At 40.7% G+C, this 20,816-nt stretch carries 20 protein-coding genes; 11 read left to right on the top strand and 9 right to left on the bottom strand.

From position 1 onward, the window contains the following. Nucleotides 1-84 precede the first annotated feature (84 nt). The gene (gene uraD / locus O1D97_RS15665) at nt 85-606 is read right to left on the bottom strand and encodes a 2-oxo-4-hydroxy-4-carboxy-5-ureidoimidazoline decarboxylase (RefSeq protein ID WP_269127106.1); all 522 of its coding nucleotides are present in this window, start codon (nt 604-606) and stop codon (nt 85-87) included. Between the two features lie 3 nt (nt 607-609). Then, nucleotides 610-1,551: an allantoinase PuuE gene (gene puuE / locus O1D97_RS15660; protein ID WP_269127105.1), complete on the bottom strand. Its 942-nt coding sequence runs from the start codon at nt 1,549-1,551 to the stop codon at nt 610-612. Between the two features lie 358 nt (nt 1,552-1,909). Here puuE and O1D97_RS15655 point away from each other — a divergent pair, with 358 nt between their 5' ends. From O1D97_RS15655 to O1D97_RS15625, 7 genes are all read left to right on the top strand, one after another. Beyond that, the gene (locus O1D97_RS15655; RefSeq protein ID WP_269127104.1) at nt 1,910-3,457 is read left to right on the top strand and encodes an ABC transporter ATP-binding protein; all 1,548 of its coding nucleotides are present in this window, start codon (nt 1,910-1,912) and stop codon (nt 3,455-3,457) included. Continuing rightward, complete coding sequence (locus O1D97_RS15650; protein ID WP_269127103.1) at nt 3,454-4,530, top strand: ABC transporter permease; 1,077 nt, start codon at nt 3,454-3,456, stop codon at nt 4,528-4,530. Before O1D97_RS15655 ends, O1D97_RS15650 begins: the two co-directional genes overlap by 4 nt. Before the next feature lie 3 nt (nt 4,531-4,533). Further along, entirely contained in the window at nt 4,534-5,466 is a 933-nt protein-coding gene (locus O1D97_RS15645) for an ABC transporter permease (RefSeq protein WP_269127102.1), read from the top strand. 121 nt (nt 5,467-5,587) lie between these two features. Beyond that, a complete protein-coding gene (locus O1D97_RS15640; protein ID WP_269127101.1) occupies nt 5,588-6,655 on the top strand; it encodes a BMP family ABC transporter substrate-binding protein in 1,068 nt (355 codons plus the stop codon). Nucleotides 6,656-6,813: 158 nt separating this feature from the next. Next, on the top strand, nt 6,814-7,167 hold the full coding sequence (gene uraH, locus O1D97_RS15635) for a hydroxyisourate hydrolase (protein ID WP_269127100.1): 354 nt from the start codon (nt 6,814-6,816) through the stop codon (nt 7,165-7,167). A gap of 63 nt (nt 7,168-7,230) precedes the next feature. Beyond that, nucleotides 7,231-8,055: a xanthine dehydrogenase accessory protein XdhC gene (xdhC, locus tag O1D97_RS15630; RefSeq protein WP_269127099.1), complete on the top strand. Its 825-nt coding sequence runs from the start codon at nt 7,231-7,233 to the stop codon at nt 8,053-8,055. Continuing rightward, entirely contained in the window at nt 8,039-9,070 is a 1,032-nt protein-coding gene (locus O1D97_RS15625) for an adenosine deaminase (protein ID WP_269127098.1), read from the top strand. The genes xdhC and O1D97_RS15625 overlap by 17 nt, the downstream gene beginning before the upstream one ends. Nucleotides 9,071-9,078: 8 nt before the next feature. Here the strand turns inward: O1D97_RS15625 and O1D97_RS15620 are convergent, their stop codons facing one another. From O1D97_RS15620 to O1D97_RS15610, 3 genes are all read right to left on the bottom strand, one after another. Further along, a complete protein-coding gene (locus O1D97_RS15620; RefSeq protein WP_269127096.1) occupies nt 9,079-9,501 on the bottom strand; it encodes a GNAT family N-acetyltransferase in 423 nt (140 codons plus the stop codon). Nucleotides 9,502-9,544: 43 nt separating this feature from the next. Beyond that, nucleotides 9,545-10,528: an isopenicillin N synthase family dioxygenase gene (locus O1D97_RS15615; protein WP_269127094.1), complete on the bottom strand. Its 984-nt coding sequence runs from the start codon at nt 10,526-10,528 to the stop codon at nt 9,545-9,547. Between the two features lie 97 nt (nt 10,529-10,625). Continuing rightward, on the bottom strand, nt 10,626-11,588 hold the full coding sequence (locus O1D97_RS15610; RefSeq protein WP_269127092.1) for a GlxA family transcriptional regulator: 963 nt from the start codon (nt 11,586-11,588) through the stop codon (nt 10,626-10,628). 251 nt (nt 11,589-11,839) lie between these two features. Here O1D97_RS15610 and O1D97_RS15605 point away from each other — a divergent pair, with 251 nt between their 5' ends. The 3 genes from O1D97_RS15605 to O1D97_RS15595 are packed head-to-tail and all read left to right on the top strand — an operon-like array spanning nt 11,840 to nt 14,944. Next, nucleotides 11,840-14,380: an intermembrane phospholipid transport protein YdbH family protein gene (locus O1D97_RS15605; RefSeq protein WP_269127090.1), complete on the top strand. Its 2,541-nt coding sequence runs from the start codon at nt 11,840-11,842 to the stop codon at nt 14,378-14,380. Between the two features lie 35 nt (nt 14,381-14,415). Next, nucleotides 14,416-14,613, top strand: coding sequence for a YnbE family lipoprotein (locus O1D97_RS15600; protein WP_269127088.1), 198 nt, complete (start codon nt 14,416-14,418; stop codon nt 14,611-14,613). A gap of 10 nt (nt 14,614-14,623) precedes the next feature. Then, nucleotides 14,624-14,944 (top strand): YdbL family probable chaperone protein, encoded by a 321-nt coding sequence (locus O1D97_RS15595; RefSeq protein WP_269127086.1) that lies wholly within the window; start codon nt 14,624-14,626, stop codon nt 14,942-14,944. Nucleotides 14,945-15,042: 98 nt separating this feature from the next. On the opposite strand, the gene O1D97_RS15590 is transcribed toward O1D97_RS15595, so the two are convergent. From O1D97_RS15590 to O1D97_RS15575, 4 genes are all read right to left on the bottom strand, one after another. Further along, on the bottom strand, nt 15,043-15,423 hold the full coding sequence (locus tag O1D97_RS15590) for a RidA family protein (RefSeq protein WP_269127203.1): 381 nt from the start codon (nt 15,421-15,423) through the stop codon (nt 15,043-15,045). 112 nt (nt 15,424-15,535) lie between these two features. Beyond that, on the bottom strand, nt 15,536-17,095 hold the full coding sequence (locus O1D97_RS15585; RefSeq protein ID WP_269127084.1) for a BCCT family transporter: 1,560 nt from the start codon (nt 17,093-17,095) through the stop codon (nt 15,536-15,538). Nucleotides 17,096-17,187: 92 nt separating this feature from the next. Beyond that, nucleotides 17,188-18,180, bottom strand: coding sequence for a membrane dipeptidase (locus tag O1D97_RS15580; protein ID WP_269127082.1), 993 nt, complete (start codon nt 18,178-18,180; stop codon nt 17,188-17,190). 13 nt (nt 18,181-18,193) lie between these two features. Continuing rightward, nucleotides 18,194-19,639 (bottom strand): aldehyde dehydrogenase family protein, encoded by a 1,446-nt coding sequence (locus tag O1D97_RS15575; RefSeq protein ID WP_269127080.1) that lies wholly within the window; start codon nt 19,637-19,639, stop codon nt 18,194-18,196. 96 nt (nt 19,640-19,735) lie between these two features. On the opposite strand from O1D97_RS15575, the gene O1D97_RS15570 reads away from it, so the two are divergent. Then, a complete protein-coding gene (locus O1D97_RS15570) occupies nt 19,736-20,629 on the top strand; it encodes a LysR family transcriptional regulator (protein WP_269127078.1) in 894 nt (297 codons plus the stop codon). The last annotated feature ends 187 nt before the right edge of the window (nt 20,630-20,816 follow it).

Raw genomic sequence — 20,816 nt, 5'->3', positions numbered from 1 at the left:
TTAATAATTGATACTTAGCTAACACTATTATAGACCAACTCTTCACAAGTAGCATTGCTCTAGAGAAACTAGATGCTCACTTAATCATTTTTCTTGCAGCCTAAAGAATGCAATTTTATGAACCTCCCCTACAGCATGCAAAAACTCTGTCTCGGTATCATTTTCAATACGTTTAGCAAAACCGTCTAAAATCGCATACTTGCTCGCACCTTTGACGGCCATAATAAATGGAAAGCCATTTTTTTCCTTGTAGGCTGAGTTCAATTTATGAAAAAGCGCTAATTCATTTTCAGTACAGGTATCCAATCCTGCGCCTGCTTGTTCATTCGTAGAATCCGCCGTTAATGCACCAGCTAATGCGGCTTTACCCGCTAAATCAGGATGAGCATTTAATAGGGCAAGTTTACTTTCTTTACTTGAGTCATCGACAATTTTTTGCATCGTACGAGACAAATATTCAACGTCATCAAAAACAGATCTATCTTCAACTGTACTAATAGCGCGCCAAGTGGCTTCCGCGACCCAGGTCGAGTGCTCATAAATACCTTGAAATACATCCATAAATATTTCGTAGGACAGTTCGCTAGGCTTATTAAGTAGTATCATAAATCATACCCCTTCTTTGTGTTCAGAATCCGATGAGCGACTTTCATATGGAAAATGTTCTCTCCAATGGTGAGCAATATCAATTCGTCTACAGCACCATACATCGTCATGGGACTGAATATATTCAAGGAAACGCTTTAAGCCAGCAACTCTAGCCGGGCGCCCAATCAAACGGCAATGAAGCCCAATTGACAGCATTTTGGGAGCATACGCGCCTTCTTGATACAAGGTATCAAAGGCATCTTTTAAATACTGAAAAAAGTGCTCCCCTGTATTAAACCCTTGCATAGCAGCAAACCGCATATCGTTCGTATCTAAAGTGTATGGGATGATCAATTGAGGTCCATTTGGATCGTCTCGCCAAAAGGGAAGGTCATCACTATAGTCATCAGCGTTATATAAAAACCCACCTTCTTCCGCGACTAGTCGATGAGAGTTGGGCCCCGTCCTACCTGTATACCAACCCAAAGGTCGCTGGCCAGTGACCTTTTTAATAATGTCAATTGCTTTATAGAGATGGTCTCTCTCTGTATCCTCATCAACATACTGATAGTCAATCCATCGGTACCCATGGCTGCATATCTCATGACCCGCCTCAACAAACGCGGCGGCTACCTCGGGGTGTTTCTCTAATGCCATAGCAACGGCAAAGACAGTCAAAGGAATATCATAGTCTTTAAACAGTTTAAGTACTCGCCAAACTCCCGCACGGCTTCCATATTCATATATGGATTCCATGCTCATATGGCGAACCCCCTTGCGAGCATCCGCGCCAACCATTTCTGATAAAAACGCCTCTGAGGCCGCATCACCTTCTAAAATATTATTTTCCCCACCCTCTTCATAATTCAACACAAATTGAACGGCTAAACGAGCATTATTAGGCCATTTTGGATTGGGTGTCTGTTTTCCATAACCAATAAGATTTCTTTCGTAAGTTTTCATAAATGTACTTCACCTTACCTATATGACATTTTTTAACTATTTTTTATGGCATTTAATATTGACCAAGAAGACAATTATTAGAAAGTTACGTATTATCTAACCTTATAAATGCACACAGTAAAAATAAAACTATTGGCACATATATTGAATAACTGAAACCAAAGTTTCAATTGTTTTTTGCATTACCTGTATTAATGATCAATTTGTATCTATATTGATCTGTCAGCGCACCAAAAAGGTCATGTTATTTTTTTACGCACTATAAATAATCATTTTCATTTATAGGTTGCGATACGCTTTTTTGAATTTAACAAAAACTTAGTCATTCTTTAATGACTTATTGTATAGAGAACACATTGTGACAATATCTTCAGATCACACTGACTATCGAATTGAATTACGTAATATAACCAAGCAGTATCCGGGTTGTCTTGCAAATGACGCCATTAATTTGTCTTTACAACCCGGTGAAATTCACGCCTTATTAGGAGAAAATGGAGCGGGTAAAAGCACATTAGTAAAAACGATTTATGGCGTTGTTTCACCAGATAAAGGCGAATTACTTTGGGATGGAGATATAGTACAAATAAAATCCCCCAGTGACGCCCGTGATTTAGGCATCGGAATGGTGTTCCAACACTTTTCTCTTTTTGAAACACTAACGGTTACAGAAAACATTGAGCTGTGCCTAAGTAAAAAGCAATTGTCCTCAATTGATAATTTGGCTGACAAAATTACTGAGCTTTCCAAAATTTATGGATTAGACGTTGACCCTAGCCGTTATATCCATTCCTTATCAATAGGAGAAAGGCAACGAGTTGAAATACTTCGTTGCTTAGTACAATCGGTAAAATTACTGATCTTAGACGAACCCACATCAGTACTCACTCCTCAAGAGGTGTCAAGCTTATTTGTTGTGCTAAAGAAACTTTCAAACGAAGGCTGTAGCATTCTATTTATTAGTCATAAGTTGCATGAAGTAACTGAAATATGCCAAAAAGCCACTATCCTTCGTGGCGGTAAAGTCATCAGTACCTGCTCTCCTCAAGATGAGTCCCCTTCAAGTATCGCTAAAATGATGGTTGGGGATTTGGCAGACCAAGATGCGGGCTACTCCAAAAAAGAAGGCCAACAGATTATTCTGGAAGCTAAAGATTTTACCTTACCCACTAAACAACCTTTTGGCACCTCGCTTAAACAGGTAAATTTTTCCCTTAAAGCCGGTGAAATTCTTGGTATTGCTGGCGTTGCGGGCAATGGACAAGATGAGCTAATGGCAGCAATAAGTGGTGAAGACGGTCGCTCTGTTGACAATATGCTTTTCCTAAATCAACAAGATATTGGGGCATTTGATGCAGGAGAAAGACGCAAATTGGGTATGGCCAATGTGCCAGAAGAACGCCTTGGTCGTGGCGCGGTTCCTGAAATGACCCTTAGTGAAAACACCCTCCTCACCCAAAGCAAAGACTTCGTTAGTAATGGCATGGTGAATTGGAAAAAAGTTCAGACTTATGCTCAAAGTCTCATTAAGGATTACAAAGTCAAATGTCACGGAGAATTCTCTGAAGCAAAAAGTTTAAGTGGGGGTAATTTACAAAAATTCATTATGGGTCGAGAAATCGGACAGAACCCCATCGTGCTCATTTGTGCACACCCTACCTGGGGCGTTGATGTCGGGGCCGCATTATCGATACATCAATCTCTACTTGAACTAAGAGACAAGGGCGCTGCCATATTACTGGTTTCAGAAGATATAGATGAACTGTTTCTACTGGCCGATCGAATCGGATCAATATGTGATGGCTATCTATCTCCTATCGTCAAAACCGATGAAACTGATATTGAACAAATAGGTTTATGGATGGCCGGTAGCTTTATTTCTGACTCACAGGAGACAGTACTATGATCCGCGTGCAAGCAAGAATCGAGCAAAGCACATTAATGAAGATCGCATCACCCCTTTTAGCCATTTTTTTAACGCTTATTTTTGGCTCAGTACTATTTTCAGCCATCGGTAAAGATCCGCTCCAAGCCATGCAGGTACTACTTATTGCCCCCTTATCTGATATGTACAATATCGGAGAAATGTTTGTGAAAATGGGACCTTTACTCTTATGTGCAGTAGGTTTGTCATTATGCTACCGAGCAAATCTATGGAACATTGGAGCAGAAGGTCAATTACTAATGGGAGCATTGGGAGGAAGTACTGCCGCCCTTGCTTTTATCGATTCTTCTTCTGTATTAGCCTTACCCATCACATTGATTTGCGGCGTTGTCTCAGGCATGTTGTGGGCGGCTATTCCAACCTACTTAAAACTGAAATTTAATTCAAACTTAATACTTACGACGATTATGTTTAATTATATTGCCCTTTATCTATTACTTTGGGCAGTACATGGGCCATTAAGAGACCCTGAAGGCTACGGTTTTCCTGAGTCCGCTCTATTTTCAGATATAACAACCTTGCCAATTCTATTCGATGAAGGAAGGATTCATCTTGGTGTCATCTTCGCTATCTTCGCGGCCATCGGTGCATGGGTTTTGTTGAATAAAAGTCATATTGGTTTTCAAATTCGAGTGTTTGGTGAGGATGAACCTGCTGCTCGGTACGCTGGTTTTAATGGTAAGAAAATCAGTTGGATTGTGATGCTCTTTGCTGGCGCATTAGCCGGCCTCGCTGGCGTTGCCGAAGTGACTGGACCAATAGGGCAGCTCATTCCCAGTGTTTCTCCTGGTTACGGGTACTCTGCCATCATAGTCGCCTACCTTGGTCGATTACATCCTTTAGGGGCATTGCTATCAGCCACATTTATGGCGGTTCTCTATATGGGTGGCGATTTAGCACAAATTGAAATTGGCGTACCTACGGCTGTAGTAGGTATGTTCCAAGGCGTCTTGCTATTTTTCCTACTTGCTTGCGACTTTTTTATTCGTTATCGAGTTTCATTCATTACTAACAACAACCCTATTCAGGAGTAACTCGTGGACGCTGAATTATTGTCTCAAGTTCTTTTTGCCGCCATCAAAACCGGTACACCATTACTGCTGATTGCTTTAGGAGAGGTAATTTGTGAAAAATCGGGCGTATTAAATCTAGGTCAAGAAGGAATGATGCTCATGGGGGCCGTCGTTGGTTTTCTGGCGGCGTACTCCTCTGGCTCTGTCGGTTTAGGGGTGATTGGCGCTATTATCATCGGTATGTTTATGAGTCTGATTTTTGCCTTTTTAGTACTGCATCTTGGTGCTAATCAGGTAGCGACAGGCTTAGCACTGACCATCTTTGGTACTGGCTTAAGTGCTTTCGTTGGCTCAGGTGTTGTCGGCCAGACAGTCCAAGGCTTCCAACCTCTTATTATTCCAGTATTATCCGATATCCCTTTTATCGGTCACATTCTTTTTACTCACGATTTATTGGTTTATCTCTCTTTTGTCTTAGCGGCCCTAGTCTCTTATGTGGCCACTAAAACTCGCATAGGTTTGATCATTAAAGCCGTTGGTGAGAATCCTCATGCCGCCAATGCTATCGGTATCAAGGTACTGCGTGTTCGCTATTGTGCCGTCATGTTTGGGGGCGCAATGGCAGGACTGTCAGGCGCTTACATGTCGTTAGTCTATACTCCAATGTGGATTGAAAACATGACCTCTGGGCGAGGCTGGATTGCCTTAGCATTGGTGGTATTTGCCTCATGGCGCGTAGGTCGTATTATGCTTGGCGCTTACCTCTTTGGGTTGGCAAGCATTATGCATTTAGTCCTTCAAGGCATGGGATGGAATATCTCTCCAAACTTACTCGCCATGTTGCCTTATGTTGCGACAGTCGTGGTCATGGTGATTATTAGTGCCGATCACTTTAAAGAAAAATTACTCGCACCGAGATCTCTTGGTAAACCATTCGATCCAAGACAAATGGCGTAAATAATAAAGTTATGTAAACGTAGCAAATCGGTATGGTTAAACATCCGCTGCACTACTTGTCATAAACATAAAATTAAGTGTAATCATGTAGAGCGCTATTAAGCGTATAGGAGTTAAATCAATGAAGTTAAAAAGCTTATTATTAGGCCTAGGTCTTGTCGCTGGTATATCAGCAGCCCAAGCAGAAGACCCATTTAAAGTTGGTTTCGTTTATGTTGGCCCTGTTGGCGATCATGGTTGGAGCTATGAGCATAATCGTGGACGTGAAGAACTCGAAAAACACTTTGAAGGCAAAGTAACAACCTCTTATGTTGAAAACGTTGCGGAAGGTGCTGATGCGGAACGTGTTATTACACAATTAGCAAAATCAGGTAACGATTTAATCTTCACAACCTCTTTTGGTTACATGAACCCTACATTGAAAGTAGCAAAACGTTTCCCTAAAACAACGTTTGAACACGCTACAGGCTATAAGCGCTCTAAAAACCTAGGCACTTATGCTTTACGAACCTATGAAGGTCGTTATGTTTCAGGCATCGCCGCAGGGATGATGACGAAAACAAACAAGGTTGGCTACATTGGATCATTCCCAATTCCTGAAGTATTCCGTGATATCAACTCGGCTTATATGGCTGCAAAAACCGTTAATCCAAACGTTGAATTTAAAATCGTTTGGGTAAACTCTTGGTATGATCCAGGTAAAGAGACCGATGCGGCCAATGCGTTAATGGACCAAGGTGTTGATGTTTTACTGCAACACACTGATAGCCCTGCACCTCTAATTGCCGCAGAAAAACGTGGCATGAGAGCCGTTGGCCAAGCATCCGATATGAGCCATTTTGCACCAGAAGCTCACATCTTCTCAGTCCGTGATGATTGGGCTCCTTACTACATCAAAACAACCGAAGCGGTGATCAATGGTACATACGAACCCGCTGATTTCTGGGGTGGATTTAAAGACGATATGTTAAGTATTGCGTCCATCAACGAAAACTTACCTGCAGACGTTAAAGCAAAAATCAAAGTGACTTACGATGATATTCGCTCAGGTAAAATCAGCCCTTTCACAGGACCGATTACAAATAATGAAGGCAAAGTCGTGGTTGAAGCAGGTCATACGCTCACAGACACAGAACTAGCACAAGTTAACTGGTATGTTGAAGGCATCACTGACGCGATTCCTCACTAAGCCAACCAACCACAGAGCAGTTGCTGGCCTCAGTAGCTGCTCTTTATTACCCACTTTTTTATTCAGATTCCCTCATTTCATAAAAAAACGATTGAATATTTATCAAGAAAAAACTAAAACTAATGTTTCTAGCAAGAAAAAAATGAAAGGAAAGTATCATGGGCTATTTAACGACTCACGTTTTAGACACAATGAGTGGAACACCTGCCTCAGGCATTGCCATCACTCTTTTTAAAATAGAAGATGAGCGCAAAATCAAGATTGCCGCTTCGATGACAAATAGCGATGGGCGTTGCGATAATCCCATTCTTCCTCAAGCCATATTTAGCATTGGTAAATACGAACTTGAATTCGAGATTAAGGATTACTTTAATGCCAAAGGCGTAAAGCAAGAAGAGCCCTATTTTCTTGAGAATATCATCATACGCTTTGGGATAAATGATCCAAATTCACATTACCATGTTCCATTACTGGTATCTCCCTATGGCTATAGCACCTATCGTGGTAGCTAAACAAGATCTTCTAGGTCACTTATCTACACAATATAAAAATAATCGCTTACTTTTAGGACACTTATGAAGCTACATTGGATTCAACACGCCGCACAACTCGAAAAAGCAGGCATAAACTTTGTGATGGTATCTGTTGTGTCTATTAAAGGATCAACTCCTAGAGAAGTCGGTGCTCGCATGTTGATTACCCAAGAAGCCATCTTTAACACTATTGGTGGCGGCCACCTTGAATGGAAAGCCATGGCCTACGCCCGCGAATGCTTAACAAACAAGCAGTCTGTTAATGAAATTAAAGAATATCCTTTAGGGGCGACTCTTGGGCAATGCTGTGGAGGCAAAGTGGCATTATTATTTGAAAGCGTTTTTCAGGCTGATTTTACCGTCGCCATCTTCGGAGCAGGACATGTAGGAAAAGCCATTGTCCATTGCTTAGAACAAATACCATGTAAAGTCTATTGGATCGATAGCCGAGCAGAAGAATTTCCAAATCAAAACCAGCTCGCTGACAATATAATCAAAATACCGTCAGATTACCCAATTGATGAGATTAAAGATCTCCCTAGCCAAAGTTATTACCTAGTATTAACCCATAATCATCAACTTGATCTAGACTTATCGGAAGCCATACTAAAACGCGGAGATTTTGCTTACTTGGGGGTAATAGGATCAAAAACCAAAAGCGCTCGTTTTAAACATAAGCTAAAAGATAAAGGATTTACTCATGATGTGATTGAGCGTATGGAATGCCCTATGGGTGAGCCAGACATTATTAGTAAGCAACCAGGAGAAATTGCTATCTCGACTCTGTCTCAGATATTAAAACGGAGACAGCAACCTATAAAGCAACATACAAAGTTTAAAGAGGTACAAGATGCGAACTCAAACTGAATTGCTTACATTAGCTGAGCGCATGCCAAAAGCAGAATTGCATTTGCATTTAGAAGGTACACTTGAGCCTGAACAAATGTTTCAAATAGCAAAGCGCAACAATATCCTCCTGAAATACCACTCCATAGAAGAGCTACAAGCGGCCTATCAATTTAGCAATCTGCAAGACTTTCTAGACCTTTATTACCAAGGTATGTCAGTACTGCTAAAAGAAGAGGATTTTTACGACCTCACCATGGCTTATCTAGAAAAGGTTCATGCTCAGAATGTCGTCCATGTTGAACTATTTTTTGACCCTCAAGGACACTTAGCGCGAGGTATTGCTTTTGATATTCAAATTAACGGTATCACTAAAGCACTGACTGAAGCAGAACAAAAATGGGGCATGACGTATCAGCTCATCATGTCTTTTCTACGTCACTTAAGTGAAGAAAGTGCATTTGAAACACTTGACTTAGCCAAGCCATTTTTAGATAAGATCACTGGGGTAGGTTTAGACAGCTCAGAGCTAAATCATCCACCTGAAAAATTCAGTCGCGTTTTTCAAAGCTGTAAAGATCTAGGATTAAAAATCACGGTTCATGCAGGTGAAGAAGGACCTCCAGATTACGTTTGGCAAGCGTTAGACATCCTTAATGTTGATCGTATCGACCATGGTAATAGAGCCTTAGAAGATACCCAGCTTACTTCTGAAATTTTAAGGCGTCGACTAACCTTAACCGTTTGCCCACTGTCTAATTTAAAGCTTTGTGTCGTCGACTCTATGGCAAGCCATCCAATTCAAAAAATGCTACAGCTAAATCTAAATGCCACCGTCAATTCTGATGATCCGGCCTATTTTGGTGGTTATATGAATGAAAACTACCGAGCATTGATACAAGAATCGAATTTAACTGAAGATGAGCTATATCGATTAGCAAAAAATTCTTTTGCGGGTGCTTGGCTATCAACAGCTCAAAAGAATCATTATTTAGCATTAGTTGATGACGCCTTCAAAGCAAAAGAGCCTACCTAAACAGAGCATTAATTTTCATATACATTAGGCTGCCAAATTTCCATAAAACTGTTTGGATTGGCTAACTGATTAAAACCAAATTGTTCATATAATCCATGGGCGTCACTGGTTGCCAGAACCATACGCCTTAATCCCTGTAACTCTTTATGTGCCAAAATCGCTTTCATTAACCGCTTGCTTAAACCCAATCCCTGGTAGTCAGGTAAGATGAAAACATCCGCTAAATAGGCAAATGTAGCCCGATCTGTAATCATTCGAGCAAAGCCAACTTGTTGATGCTCCGCATTCATAACGCCGAAACATAAAGAATTATTTAACCCTTTCTCCAAAACAGAGAAAGGGATATTTTTTGCCCAATAAGTGCGGCTTAAAGTCTCATGAATAAGTGCTAAATCCATTTGTTCTACAGTATCGATCATATAAAAATTCATTCATAACTCCTTAAGGCCCCAAATAAGCTAGAAGCTTACCCCGCTACCTCTGGTTTGACAAATGAGGGAAGCTATCAATGAAACGAGAAAACTTATGCTCTCCACAGGTATAAGGGGAATATTTCGACGGATGATCATCACTTTGACAGGTGGGTACAACATCCACCACCGCATCAAAGTCTAAATCCATAAAAAACGGCATGGAATAACGATCTTTGTCTCCAGCATTGATCACTCGATGCATCGTGGATATATATTTATCGTTAGTAAAGGTTTGAACTAGATCGCCAATATTCACAATAAAAGTACCATCAATTGGCGGTGCACTTATCCACTCACCGGCCCTATTGCGTACTTGCAATCCACCAATTGAGTCCTGAGATAATATAGTTAAAAACCCATAATCTGTATGTTCACCAACACCGATCTCTTTCTCTGAGATCATTCCTGTTTGCGGAGGGTAATGCAAGAATCGCTGAATAGTAATAGGATCTTTCTGTAATGCTTCAAAATAGTCTGCAGGCAAATCAAGGCTCAATGCAATCGCTTTCACTAGGTTACGACCAAGTACCATCATATGATCATAATACGCTTCATAGACTTCTTTAAACTCAGGCAACATTTTGGGGTAAGGGTTCGTTCCAAAAAAAGGTTGTTTCCCATTAGAGTCTTTTGCTAAATCTAAGCATTCTTTCAAATCATTGGTTACTGTAGGGTTAACATTCTCTGCGTATGTTTTGATATAACCTCTTAGTGTTTTACCTGAAAGAGCAATATCTAATTCTGATTTTTGCTCTAGTGATAAAGCAAAGAACATCTGACTGAGTTGATACATTCTGTCGATAAGGGATTGAGGCACACCATGATTTTTAATATACATAAAACCCACGTTTTCACACACGTCACCTATATTTTTCGCCACAGCATATTCATTACTGCCATCTAATAGAGAGCTTAAATCTATTACAGGAATTTCCTCAAATAATGGTGTAATGCTGTGCAGGTTATTCTCAATTACGGTAGTCATACTTTTTCCCCTAACCTCTTAATGAAGTTAATTATTAGAAAGCAATTAACCGACCGGATATATCAAAAACACGAACAACATAGGGGTAAAAAACGAACTATGCCGTATTAGAACGAATTTTTTGAGGTGACGAATTGTACCTCTCTTTAAAGCACTGACTAAAATAACTTTGAGAAGAGAACCCTGTTAATTGTGAGATGCCCGTAATACTAATATTCGTATTTTCTAACAAATGTAGAGATTCTTTTAGCCTGATGTCTAGATAATATTTTTTGGGCGTAGTCGATAAATTTCGCTGAAATATTTTTTCTAAATTTCTAGGAGTAGTACCAATCTGATGAGAAATTTCTTCAATTGATATGGTTAAACTCAAGTTCTCATCCATAATCTCAACCGCCGCGGCCAACAAGGGAGATTTTTCTTTTAGCAACAAATAGCGCTGTGATTTCTGAATTTCATCGAATGAGCGAACTCGGTCTTGTAAAAATATTTCTGAAACATCTTGGGCAAAGGCCTTACCGTAATCTTGTGTAATAATATACAGCATCATATCCAGTGCACTGGTGCCACCAGCACAAGATAGTATTTTCCCATCCACTGAGAAGATGGTATTTTGTATATCTATATCAGGATACATTTCTTTGAAAGAAATAGCTTGCTCATTATAAACGGTACATTTCTTACCCTTCAACAACCCACATTTTGCCAATATAAAGCTACCGCTGGACAAACATGCCATCCGCGATTGCTGCCTATACAGAGACTTTATTTGTTTACATGTTTCCACCTGAGAAAAGTTTTCCGCCCCTAAATAAGCACAAATAAATAACGTATCTGTTTGTTTACAGCTCGTTATATCTCCCTCAATTTGAATGGGAATACCATTTGAACTAGTCACAGCCGTTTGTTTAACTAACGATTTTTCTCCATATAAATGAACGTGATAAGCATCGTATGACAGTAAACTGTTTGCTACACTAAGTACTTCAATTGACAAAGAGAAAGAGGTCAGTGCGAATCCAGGTACTAATAAAAACGACATAATGCGAGTATCATCCACAAAATTACCTCTTAAAACATGACGTTAATAAATAACTTATTCATATTTAAAAGATTTAAACTTCTATTTCAAGAAATAGCGATGATGATGTCGCATTCAAGATGGTAAGCGCCTAATGAAGCCTTTTTTAAAGGAATTATGTCGTATTTTAATACCATCAAAAACAAGCCAATAACAATAGTAAAACGCTATCGCGTCAAAAAACGTTACTGGTAACCACTCTATACAATCCGTAATAAAGTAAGGACCATATGCTCCCACGTATAAGCGCCACTATTGTATTTATTCTGTTGATTGCGGTATCAATAACCTACGCTTATCGTCTATCGATAACTCAATGGTATTTAGCGCCAAAGCTTGCTGAACTCAATATCAAACTAGATTGTTTTGATTGGTCTATAACAGAGCGTTTTTCCCTACGAGCAAATAAGATTTGTCTTCAATATCAGGGTCAAACACTAGAACTAAGTGAAATTGACCTTAGTGCCACCGAATTAGTAATAGACAACGCCACTTTAAAGCACTCTTCCATATCAATGGGGCCATTAACTCAAACACCTAGCCCTTCATCTCAAACAAGCACTGACGCACAAAACCCAGTCGATCTTTTAACATTCACTCTCCCAGAATCCCGGCCTTTATTAACAATAAAATCACTACAGATTCAGAGTGATCTATTTCTAAGTACGGTGCATTTAAGCCTTAAAGAAAACGAACTCAATCAATTTTTGATCGCTGGAGATATCAACGCCAACATCCGGCTTTCAAACAATCAAGTATCTGGGAACGCACAGTTATCTAGTGACAGAGTAATAAAAGAATTGTTAAAAGCCCCCTTGGCAAAAGCCCCTGCGTTACTGAATGCGATTCAGCAGAAGAAGGCAAAGTTGAATAGTCGACATACTTTTCTTTTAAATAGCCAATGGCTACAACTGAGTAGTCAAATAGACAGTCAGTTGCCCTATTCGGTTAATCAATGCCAGGTGAATTTTTCGATTCATGGGGCACTAGAATCCAATTTCGATTTATCTAGCCAAGCAATAACAATAGATGCAAGTGATCTCATCACTCAAGCTAAGATACAGCCATCTTGCCTTGCTCAACAAGCTCAATCCGATGCTCAAAAATTTTTAATGAATCAAATGGCATTTGATTGGCAATTAACGGTTTCTGACCCCATCCAGTTATTAAATAATCAGCTGTCCATCCCGTATATGTCTCTGCACAGCATTGATAAGGTTGGAAATAATGCCTATCAGTTAAAAGCGCATACTATTTCAATGTTGTTAGACAACCCCAATACCGCCACAGGCAAATTCACACTCCAAGCAACAACCAAAAAGGTGGATAGCATTCGGATTAGCGCTGACCTTAGTGATGCCACTCTTACAGGAGAGTATCAAATAGCATTAGATGAGTTACCCAGTTTCATCGGCTTAAAAACAGCCGAAACGTTTATAAATGGTGCCTTTTCGTTTACGGATATACTAGACAGAGCGAGTGCGTTTAATGGCGAGTTCAATAGTCAAGTCAAGATTGCATCTGGAAAAATAGGTACCTACCAGTTTCAACATTACAATGGAAAACTGGTTACCAAAATAGATAGTAAGCTGAGAGCAAAGGCGACCTTAAACAGTCAAATAGTCGGTAGCCGCATTCAACTCAACCAGACAGACACCATTAAATTGAGTGGTTTTACTAATACAGTTCAGGCGCAGTTTGACCTAGATGCAGCAGAAGCTGATGTGCAGTTTACTGCCGTTAGCATGTTAAAATCCTTGCAACACCCCCAAATCACACTGTCGAATTTAAAGATGGACTCAGTTGGGCATTATCAAACAAACCTCGTTGCTTCCCACCGCATTGCTACGGAAGGAATCACAGCAATAGCAACACATACCTTATCAAACCAAGGACACCCTTTTACACTGAGTATTCCAAAGCAAACAGCCGATCGATTAAATCCTTTAATTGGAAAATTTGATCCTGAAGTACAGCTCACTAACGGATACTTCTCAGCTATAGTAAAAGGAGATATAGAAGCACAGAGTGCGCATTTCTCTCTCGCCTTAGAGCAAATCTCCGGTCTCTACAAGGATTACCTTATTAACAAATTAAATAGTCGACCGTCGGCCAGCTATCAAGATAAAGTAATCACATTGGACAACTCTCATTTCACCCTTGAAGAGCTACGTGCCGGCGTGATTCTACAACATATTGAAGGTGGGTTTACTTTACAAAACAATCAAATCGCAATACGCGATCTTAAAGGAACCCTATTTGGTGGTGCTTTTTTGATGGATGAATATCAAATTGGCGCCTTAACACAAACCGCGAACCTGAGTTTTAAAGACATTGATGCCAGCCAATTAATGGCTCTTTATAATGATCCTACTATCCAATTGACTGGGCGCTATGCTGGTAATCTGCCAATTTCCTTTGATGGGAATCAGATTGAAATAAAGCAAGGAGAACTAAACAATCAAGATCAAGGTGCTCTCATCATTGAAAACAACGCCGCCTTTAACGCCATAAAATCTCAACAAAAAGAGCTCAATAGCGTACTCAGTTTATTGGAAAATTTAGATATTCAAAAACTGGACAGTCAAGTCAAGCTTGGACCAAGCGGAGAATTAACGCTTAATGTAAACTTAAAAGGTTACAATAAAAAACAAGCTCAAGAAGTCAACTTTAACTACAATCATGAAGAAAATGTGTTTACATTACTTAGAGCATTGCGCTTAAGTGATGAGATCACACAAAAAGTTGAGCAAAAATATCGACATGAATAGCACTGCTTAAAACAGGCTACAAAAAGGACAACACAATGATAAAAGCATTCGGCCTAAAAGCATTGGCCTCAATGGTTGCGATTTTTATATTAAGCGCCTGTACTCACACGGTGGAAGTGGCCACAAAAGAACCGATTACGATAAATTTAAATGTAAAAGTCGACCATGAAATTCGGGTCAAAGTAGACAAAGAATTAGATTCATTATTCAGTGATGACAGTGACTTATTCTAAGGAGATCAAGATGAAAAAAATGAAACTTATTACCTTACTAACCGCTATGTGCGTCTCTTTTTCCGCTTGGGCTCTGTCACTAGACGAAGCAAAGAACCAAGGCTTAGTTGGTGAACGAAACTCAGGCTATCTTGGCCTTGTAGTAGACAATGCCGAAGCTAAAAAAGTAGTGAATGAGATCAATGCTAAGCGAAAAGCACAATACCTAAAATTAGCCGAGAAGAACGGTTTAACGCTACCTCAAGTAGAAGCACTCGCCGCAACGAAAGCGTTTCAAAAAACACAGAATGGCCATTACATTGAATCAAACGGACAATGGATCAAAAAATAGCAGTCAACAGCCATAAAATACAAGAGTCATAAAAAAGCTTATTATAGGAATGTCCTGTAATAAGCTTTTGTCTATTCTGTATCACATAAACTGATCGCTTATGCTTGTGGAACCGCCGCGTAAGCAACAACTTCACATAGCATTTCTTCTCTTGCAAGACCAGCCACAATCATAGCCGCACGATTAGGAAAGGGGGCGGAAAAATACTCAGCATACACTTTATTAAAAACAGGTAACTGAGATCGCTCCGTCACATAAATTAATACCTGCGTCACATGATCCATGGTGAGTTCAGCCGACTCAATCGTATGTTTAAGATTATCCATGGTCTGACGTGCCTGCGCCTCAATCCCTCCTTCAACCACATTACCTTGCGGGTCGATTGGAATCTGCGCCGTCGACAACTGGCCATTAGCGATAATCGCCCATTCTAATGGCGCTTTTGATGCGAATAAATTCGTTTTAACTGGGGCTTTAATGGATGTATTCATCGATTTTTTGTCTCTTAATTACAGAAAATGATCTTACTGGCTATCAGTATTAGAAAAGGCATCTCACCTTTTCTAATACTTCAAGAAATAATTAGATGATTTATAGACCTTGCTCATCGGCCATTTTTTTAGCGATCTGAGGAGCCGTCCAAAGTGACGGTAAAAGCACTAAGGAAACGGGCACGGCGGTGATCACAATGAAAGATTGCAACGCCGAAATACCACCTGCACCAATTGAAATAAGTAATGCGGCGACTAAGCCCATAATAACGCCCCAAAAAACACGAATAGCGCTCTGAGGTTGATCAGTACCCGTCATGACCATGGATATGGCATACGTCATAGAGTCACCCGTTGTTGCCACAAATATCGTCGTCAAAATAAGAAAGAGCACTGACACTAATGACCCCATTGGTAATTGCTCAGTAATCGCCAATAATGCCGCAGGCAGATTAAATCCAGTGAAGGGTTCTGAAATCACACCTGGATTATCCAGCTCAAACGACAGACCACTACCACCTACTATGGTGAACCAGAAAGTAGTGATGATTGGAGCCACTACTGAAATCAATACCACCATTTGACGAATGGTGCGTCCACGCGAAATACGAGCAACAAACATCGCCATCAATGGACCATAACCAAGGAACCAGCCCCAAAAGAACACAGTCCACCAATCTAACCAACCAGGGCTTGCTCGAAAGGTAGCCATCGGAATAAACTGATCAAGATAAATACCAAACGCTTGTAGATAACTATCAATAATGAATGCCGTTGGGCCAAACAATAAAATAAACGCCATGAGTACTACAGCAAGGATGACATTGGCGCGACTTAATATCTGAATACCTTTTGTTACCCCACTTACGGCAGACAAAGTATAGATACCAATCAAGGTTAATAAGATGACTAACTGAGTCGTGTATGTATCTGGAATGCCAAAGAGTTTCTCCAACCCAAAGCTCACTTGCAATCCTAGAAATCCAATCGGTCCAACCGTTCCTGCAACAACCGCCAAGACACAGCTGGCATCCACGATCGCGCCAAAAGGTCCTGTCATTACCTTATCCCCAAAAACAGGATAAAGCAGCGTTCTTGGCTTAAGTGGCAAACCTTTTTCATAATGCAAATACATGAATACCACACCGGTTAAGCTCCCTAAGATAGCCCAGGCTAAAAAGCCCCAATGCATAAAGCTTTGAGCTAAGGCATTATAAGCCGCTTGAGCACCTTCGGCTTTGCCAAACAAAGGGGGTGCAGAAGTAAAATGCGCCATAGGTTCTGCGGCGGCCCAAAAGACACCACCACCAGCCAATAAGGTACACATGATTATTGACATCCACTTAAACGTGGAAATTTCTGGGGCTTTAATACCGCCTAATACAACGTTACCGGTACGTCCCATCGCCATAAACAGACCGATTACAAAAGTGAGTAATAACAGTACTTGCCAATAGGCACCAAATAATTTTGTCGATACAGCAAAAGTGGAATTCACCCATGCGGATACCATATTAATGTCATACAGTGCCGCAATTACAAAAAGAGCTAAGCCACCGCCACTGATAATAAATACAGGCAAATCCACTCCTGCGAGCAACCCTGTATTACTGCTATCTGCTTGATTTGGCCGTAAGCCGTCTTGAGATACTCTACTCATGGTAAGTCTCCTGGGGATAGTTATTTTTTATAGTTATTGAATTTATCCGGTGTTAACGAACACATAAACGCGCTCGTTAACTTGGTTACCTATTAAGAAGCCTGTGGCGCTAATCCTTCATCAAAGAATCTTAACCAGTTTTGCCCCATAATTTTTGCGACCTCAGTGTGGTTAAACCCCCTATCAATAAGGCCTGTTGTCAGATTAGGGAAATCTCGGCTATCCTTAAACCAAGTAAGTGGCTCAGGCCAATCCGAATTGGATTTCGATCCCTCACCATAATCCTTTAACTTCGACCAACGACCATTTCGCATCCATTCCAGAATAGACAAGGGTTGTTGTTGGCATAAGTCAGTGCCTATACCAATATTATCAATTCCCATTAAATCGGCCGTATTAGCAATCATGTCGCAAAATTCACTAAGGCTACAATTTGAACCATTATTCAAGTGAAATGGGTATAAGCTGAAACCTAACAAACCGCCGGATTCTGCCAGTGTTTTCAATACTAAGTCCGATTTATTGCGCTTTGCTTCATGGAAACTAAGCGGGTTTGCATGGGAAATCACAATGGGACGTTCTGATATTTCAATGGCATCAAGCGTGCTACGTTCGCCGCTATGACTCATATCCACTATCATCCCCACTCGATTCATTTCTTTAATGGCCTGTCTGCCAAAGCGAGTAACACCACTATCAACCGCTTCATAACAACCACAGGCTAATAAACTTTGATTGTTATAGGTCAACTGCATGATCATTAAATTCAACTCACGCATTATCGCAATCATGCTGATGTCATCTTCGATTGGAGAACAGTTTTGAGCACCAAACATAATGCCGACTCGGCCAGTGGCTTTCGCAATGCGAATATCATCAGCACAACGAACCGGCATAATGAGATCCGCATTTTGTTCAAAATGCGTATTCCATTCACCAATACGCAACAAGGTTTCACGAATTTGTTCATGATAAACAATGGTCGCATGCACCATAGTGACACCACCTTCTTTTAGTTGTAAGAAGATGTTTCTGTCCCAATTCGAGTATTGCAAACCATCTATGACGATAAGATCCTGATGCATGATTCAGCCCTTTTTAAGCGCGCATATACGTGGTTTTAACCACTGTGTAAAACTCTTTCGCGTATGTACCCTGTTCACGAGGACCAAAACTGGAATCTTTACGCCCACCAAATGGCACATGATAATCCGTACCTGCTGTTGGTAAATTAATCATGGCGCAACCCGTCTTAGCGTTACGTTTAAAGTCATTCGCGTATTTAAGAGAGGTCGTGCAGATACCGCCTGTTAAGCCAAAGTTTGTATCATTTAGTGTCGTCAATGCTTCTGTGTAGTCTTTCACTTTGATAATACAAGCAATAGGGGCAAAGGCTTCTTCACGATTGATTGCCATTTGATTTGTTGTATTCACGAATAAGGCCGGTTGCATATAATAACCATCTGCTTCTTCCGTTAGCACATCACCACCGTAAGCCAATTCAGCCCCTTCTTCCTTAGCAAGCGCAAGGTAAGCCAGGTTTTGTTGCATTTGTCTCGCATCGGCAACCGCGCCAATATGGACTCCTGCTTTTAGAGGGTGGCCAACAACCAGCTTCTGCATGCGCTCGATCATTTTACTAACAAACAGGTCATGGATACCTTCGGTCACAATAAGACGAGAAGACGCTGTGCATTTTTGCCCCGTGCCACCGTAAGCACCACCGACAGCACATTCAACCGCATTGTCTAAATCCGCATCATCTAAAACGATAAGCGCGTTTTTACTGCCCATTTCTAACTGGCACTTTATTAAGTTCGCCGCCGTTGCAACGGCCACCTTACGACCCGTTTCGAGAGATCCAGTAAAAGTTAACGCATTGATATCAGGAGAGTGAATTAAGGTGTCACCTACTTCTGAACCCGGTCCCATAACTAAGTTAACGGTACCTGCAGGAAGGTTCTGACGAGAAATAATTTCCGTTAATGCCCAAGCACTGGCTGGCACTTGATTCGCTGGCTTCCATACAACCGCATTACCATAAGCCAATGCGGGTGCAATTTTCCAAGCACCGGTTGCGGTTGGGAAATTCCATGGCGTGATAATACCCACTACACCCACAGGTTCACGGCGCGTTTCAATCTCTACACCAGGTCTCACTGAATCCGCTGTCTCACCCATTTGACGCAGCACTTCGGCCGCATAGTAATGAAAGAACTGACCAGAACGATAAGTTTCACCCGCCCCTTCCGCTAACGTTTTACCTTCTTCACGAGCAAGTAATTCACCTAATTCATCTTTACGGGCAATCAACTCATCACCAATGGCCATTAAGACAGTGTATCTCTGTTCTAAACCACTTTTTTCCCATTCCAGCTGGCCTTGCTTCGCGGCGGCAATAGCCGCAAGAGTTTGAGATTTGTCGGCTTGAGCATAGGTGCCGATAATATCTTTAGTGTCGGCTGGACTAATGTTATCTATATTCTTACTGTTACCATCAACCCACTCACCGGCGATGTAATTACGAAAAACTGAATCGGACATGTTTTGTTACTCCTATATGGTATTGGCATCATACTAATACTCATGATTTAATAATAAAAATTAATAAATAATATTAACTGATAAGGTTTTTTTATTATGATGCCAGAATTGAAAATTACTCAACTGCGCCATTTTGTCTGGGTAGCCGAGCTGAAAGGCTTTCACGTGGCGGCTGAACGGGCTCACAGAACACAACCCGCCATTTCACTATCAATAAAAGACCTAGAGAATAAATTAGGCGAAGATGTTTTTGAAAAGCGCAATACAAAATCAGCAAAAGCAGAACTGACCCCCTTTGGAGAATTATTCTTACCTAAAGCCAAGGAATTAATCGCCCATCATGATCGTATTACTCAAGACATGATGCTGATGGCCGACCATAAAACAGGACACATACGCTTAGCTTCCGTCCCCTCTATTGCGAGCCAAGTATTACCCGAATTGTTACTGGAATTTGTCGCCGACGCCCCAGACTTAAACGTCAGTTTTTTTGATGATAACTCCGACGCGGTACTCAACATGATAGAAAATCAACAGGTAGACTTTGGCATCGCCAGCCTCTTTCATAAAGATGAGCATCCAGATAAATTGTTTCATCCCATATGGGAGGATCAAATTGGTGTCGTCTGTCCAAACGATCATCCACTGGCAAAACAAAAAGGCATTCACTGGAAAACATTATTGGAGCATCGCTTTATTAGTAATGGTACTTCCCGACTATTAGAAGACAGTGAAGCCAGTCCTTTGCTAGGTCGGTCCCAGTTTTACATTTCCAATATGATCTCTTTAATTGCCATGTTAGAAGCCGGTGTTGGAATCACCACCTTGCCTCGATATGCCTTTCCAAAGGAAAGCAAAAGCTTATGTTTTATCCCTCTCGACACTCCCCATGTGGTTCGACGAATTGGCCTAGTGCAACTCAATAATAAATCGCTGTCACCTGCCGCCAATGCCCTTGCCGACTTTATCCTAGCGAAAGCAAAGCGATAAACAATAAAGATAAATTGATATGAATCAAAGAGTAAAAGTCTCCAATAAGTATCTTAAAAAAGTAAAACTCTAGTAAAAATAATAGTTTTATCTGTTTTGATAAGAATTACTTATTTAATGATAGAGCTTTTTGATTTGATGGTAACGGAACGATAGTCAATCATGGGGCACAACAAAAAATATAAAT

The sequence above is a fragment of the Marinomonas phaeophyticola genome, from assembly GCF_026966905.1.
GTDB classification, from domain to species: Bacteria; Pseudomonadota; Gammaproteobacteria; order Pseudomonadales; family Marinomonadaceae; genus Marinomonas; species Marinomonas phaeophyticola.
Note: the sequence above shows the minus strand (reverse complement) of the source record. Positions and strands in the feature narration are given on the sequence as shown.

Excerpts from the sequence above, each read along its gene's own strand:
- uraD (WP_269127106.1), bottom strand. The coding sequence starts at position 606 with ATGATACTACTTAATAAGCCTAGCGAACTGTCCTACGAAATATTTATG.
- puuE (WP_269127105.1), bottom strand. The coding sequence starts at position 1,551 with ATGAAAACTTACGAAAGAAATCTTATTGGTTATGGAAAACAGACACCC.
- O1D97_RS15650 (WP_269127103.1), top strand. The coding sequence starts at position 3,454 with ATGATCCGCGTGCAAGCAAGAATCGAGCAAAGCACATTAATGAAGATC.
- O1D97_RS15640 (WP_269127101.1), top strand. The coding sequence starts at position 5,588 with ATGAAGTTAAAAAGCTTATTATTAGGCCTAGGTCTTGTCGCTGGTATA.
- uraH (WP_269127100.1), top strand. The coding sequence starts at position 6,814 with ATGGGCTATTTAACGACTCACGTTTTAGACACAATGAGTGGAACACCT.
- xdhC (WP_269127099.1), top strand. The coding sequence starts at position 7,231 with ATGAAGCTACATTGGATTCAACACGCCGCACAACTCGAAAAAGCAGGC.
- O1D97_RS15625 (WP_269127098.1), top strand. The coding sequence starts at position 8,039 with ATGCGAACTCAAACTGAATTGCTTACATTAGCTGAGCGCATGCCAAAA.
- O1D97_RS15620 (WP_269127096.1), bottom strand. The coding sequence starts at position 9,501 with ATGAATTTTTATATGATCGATACTGTAGAACAAATGGATTTAGCACTT.
- O1D97_RS15615 (WP_269127094.1), bottom strand. The coding sequence starts at position 10,528 with ATGACTACCGTAATTGAGAATAACCTGCACAGCATTACACCATTATTT.
- O1D97_RS15605 (WP_269127090.1), top strand. The coding sequence starts at position 11,840 with ATGCTCCCACGTATAAGCGCCACTATTGTATTTATTCTGTTGATTGCG.
- O1D97_RS15600 (WP_269127088.1), top strand. The coding sequence starts at position 14,416 with ATGATAAAAGCATTCGGCCTAAAAGCATTGGCCTCAATGGTTGCGATT.
- O1D97_RS15595 (WP_269127086.1), top strand. The coding sequence starts at position 14,624 with ATGAAAAAAATGAAACTTATTACCTTACTAACCGCTATGTGCGTCTCT.
- O1D97_RS15585 (WP_269127084.1), bottom strand. The coding sequence starts at position 17,095 with ATGAGTAGAGTATCTCAAGACGGCTTACGGCCAAATCAAGCAGATAGC.
- O1D97_RS15580 (WP_269127082.1), bottom strand. The coding sequence starts at position 18,180 with ATGCATCAGGATCTTATCGTCATAGATGGTTTGCAATACTCGAATTGG.
- O1D97_RS15575 (WP_269127080.1), bottom strand. The coding sequence starts at position 19,639 with ATGTCCGATTCAGTTTTTCGTAATTACATCGCCGGTGAGTGGGTTGAT.
- O1D97_RS15570 (WP_269127078.1), top strand. The coding sequence starts at position 19,736 with ATGATGCCAGAATTGAAAATTACTCAACTGCGCCATTTTGTCTGGGTA.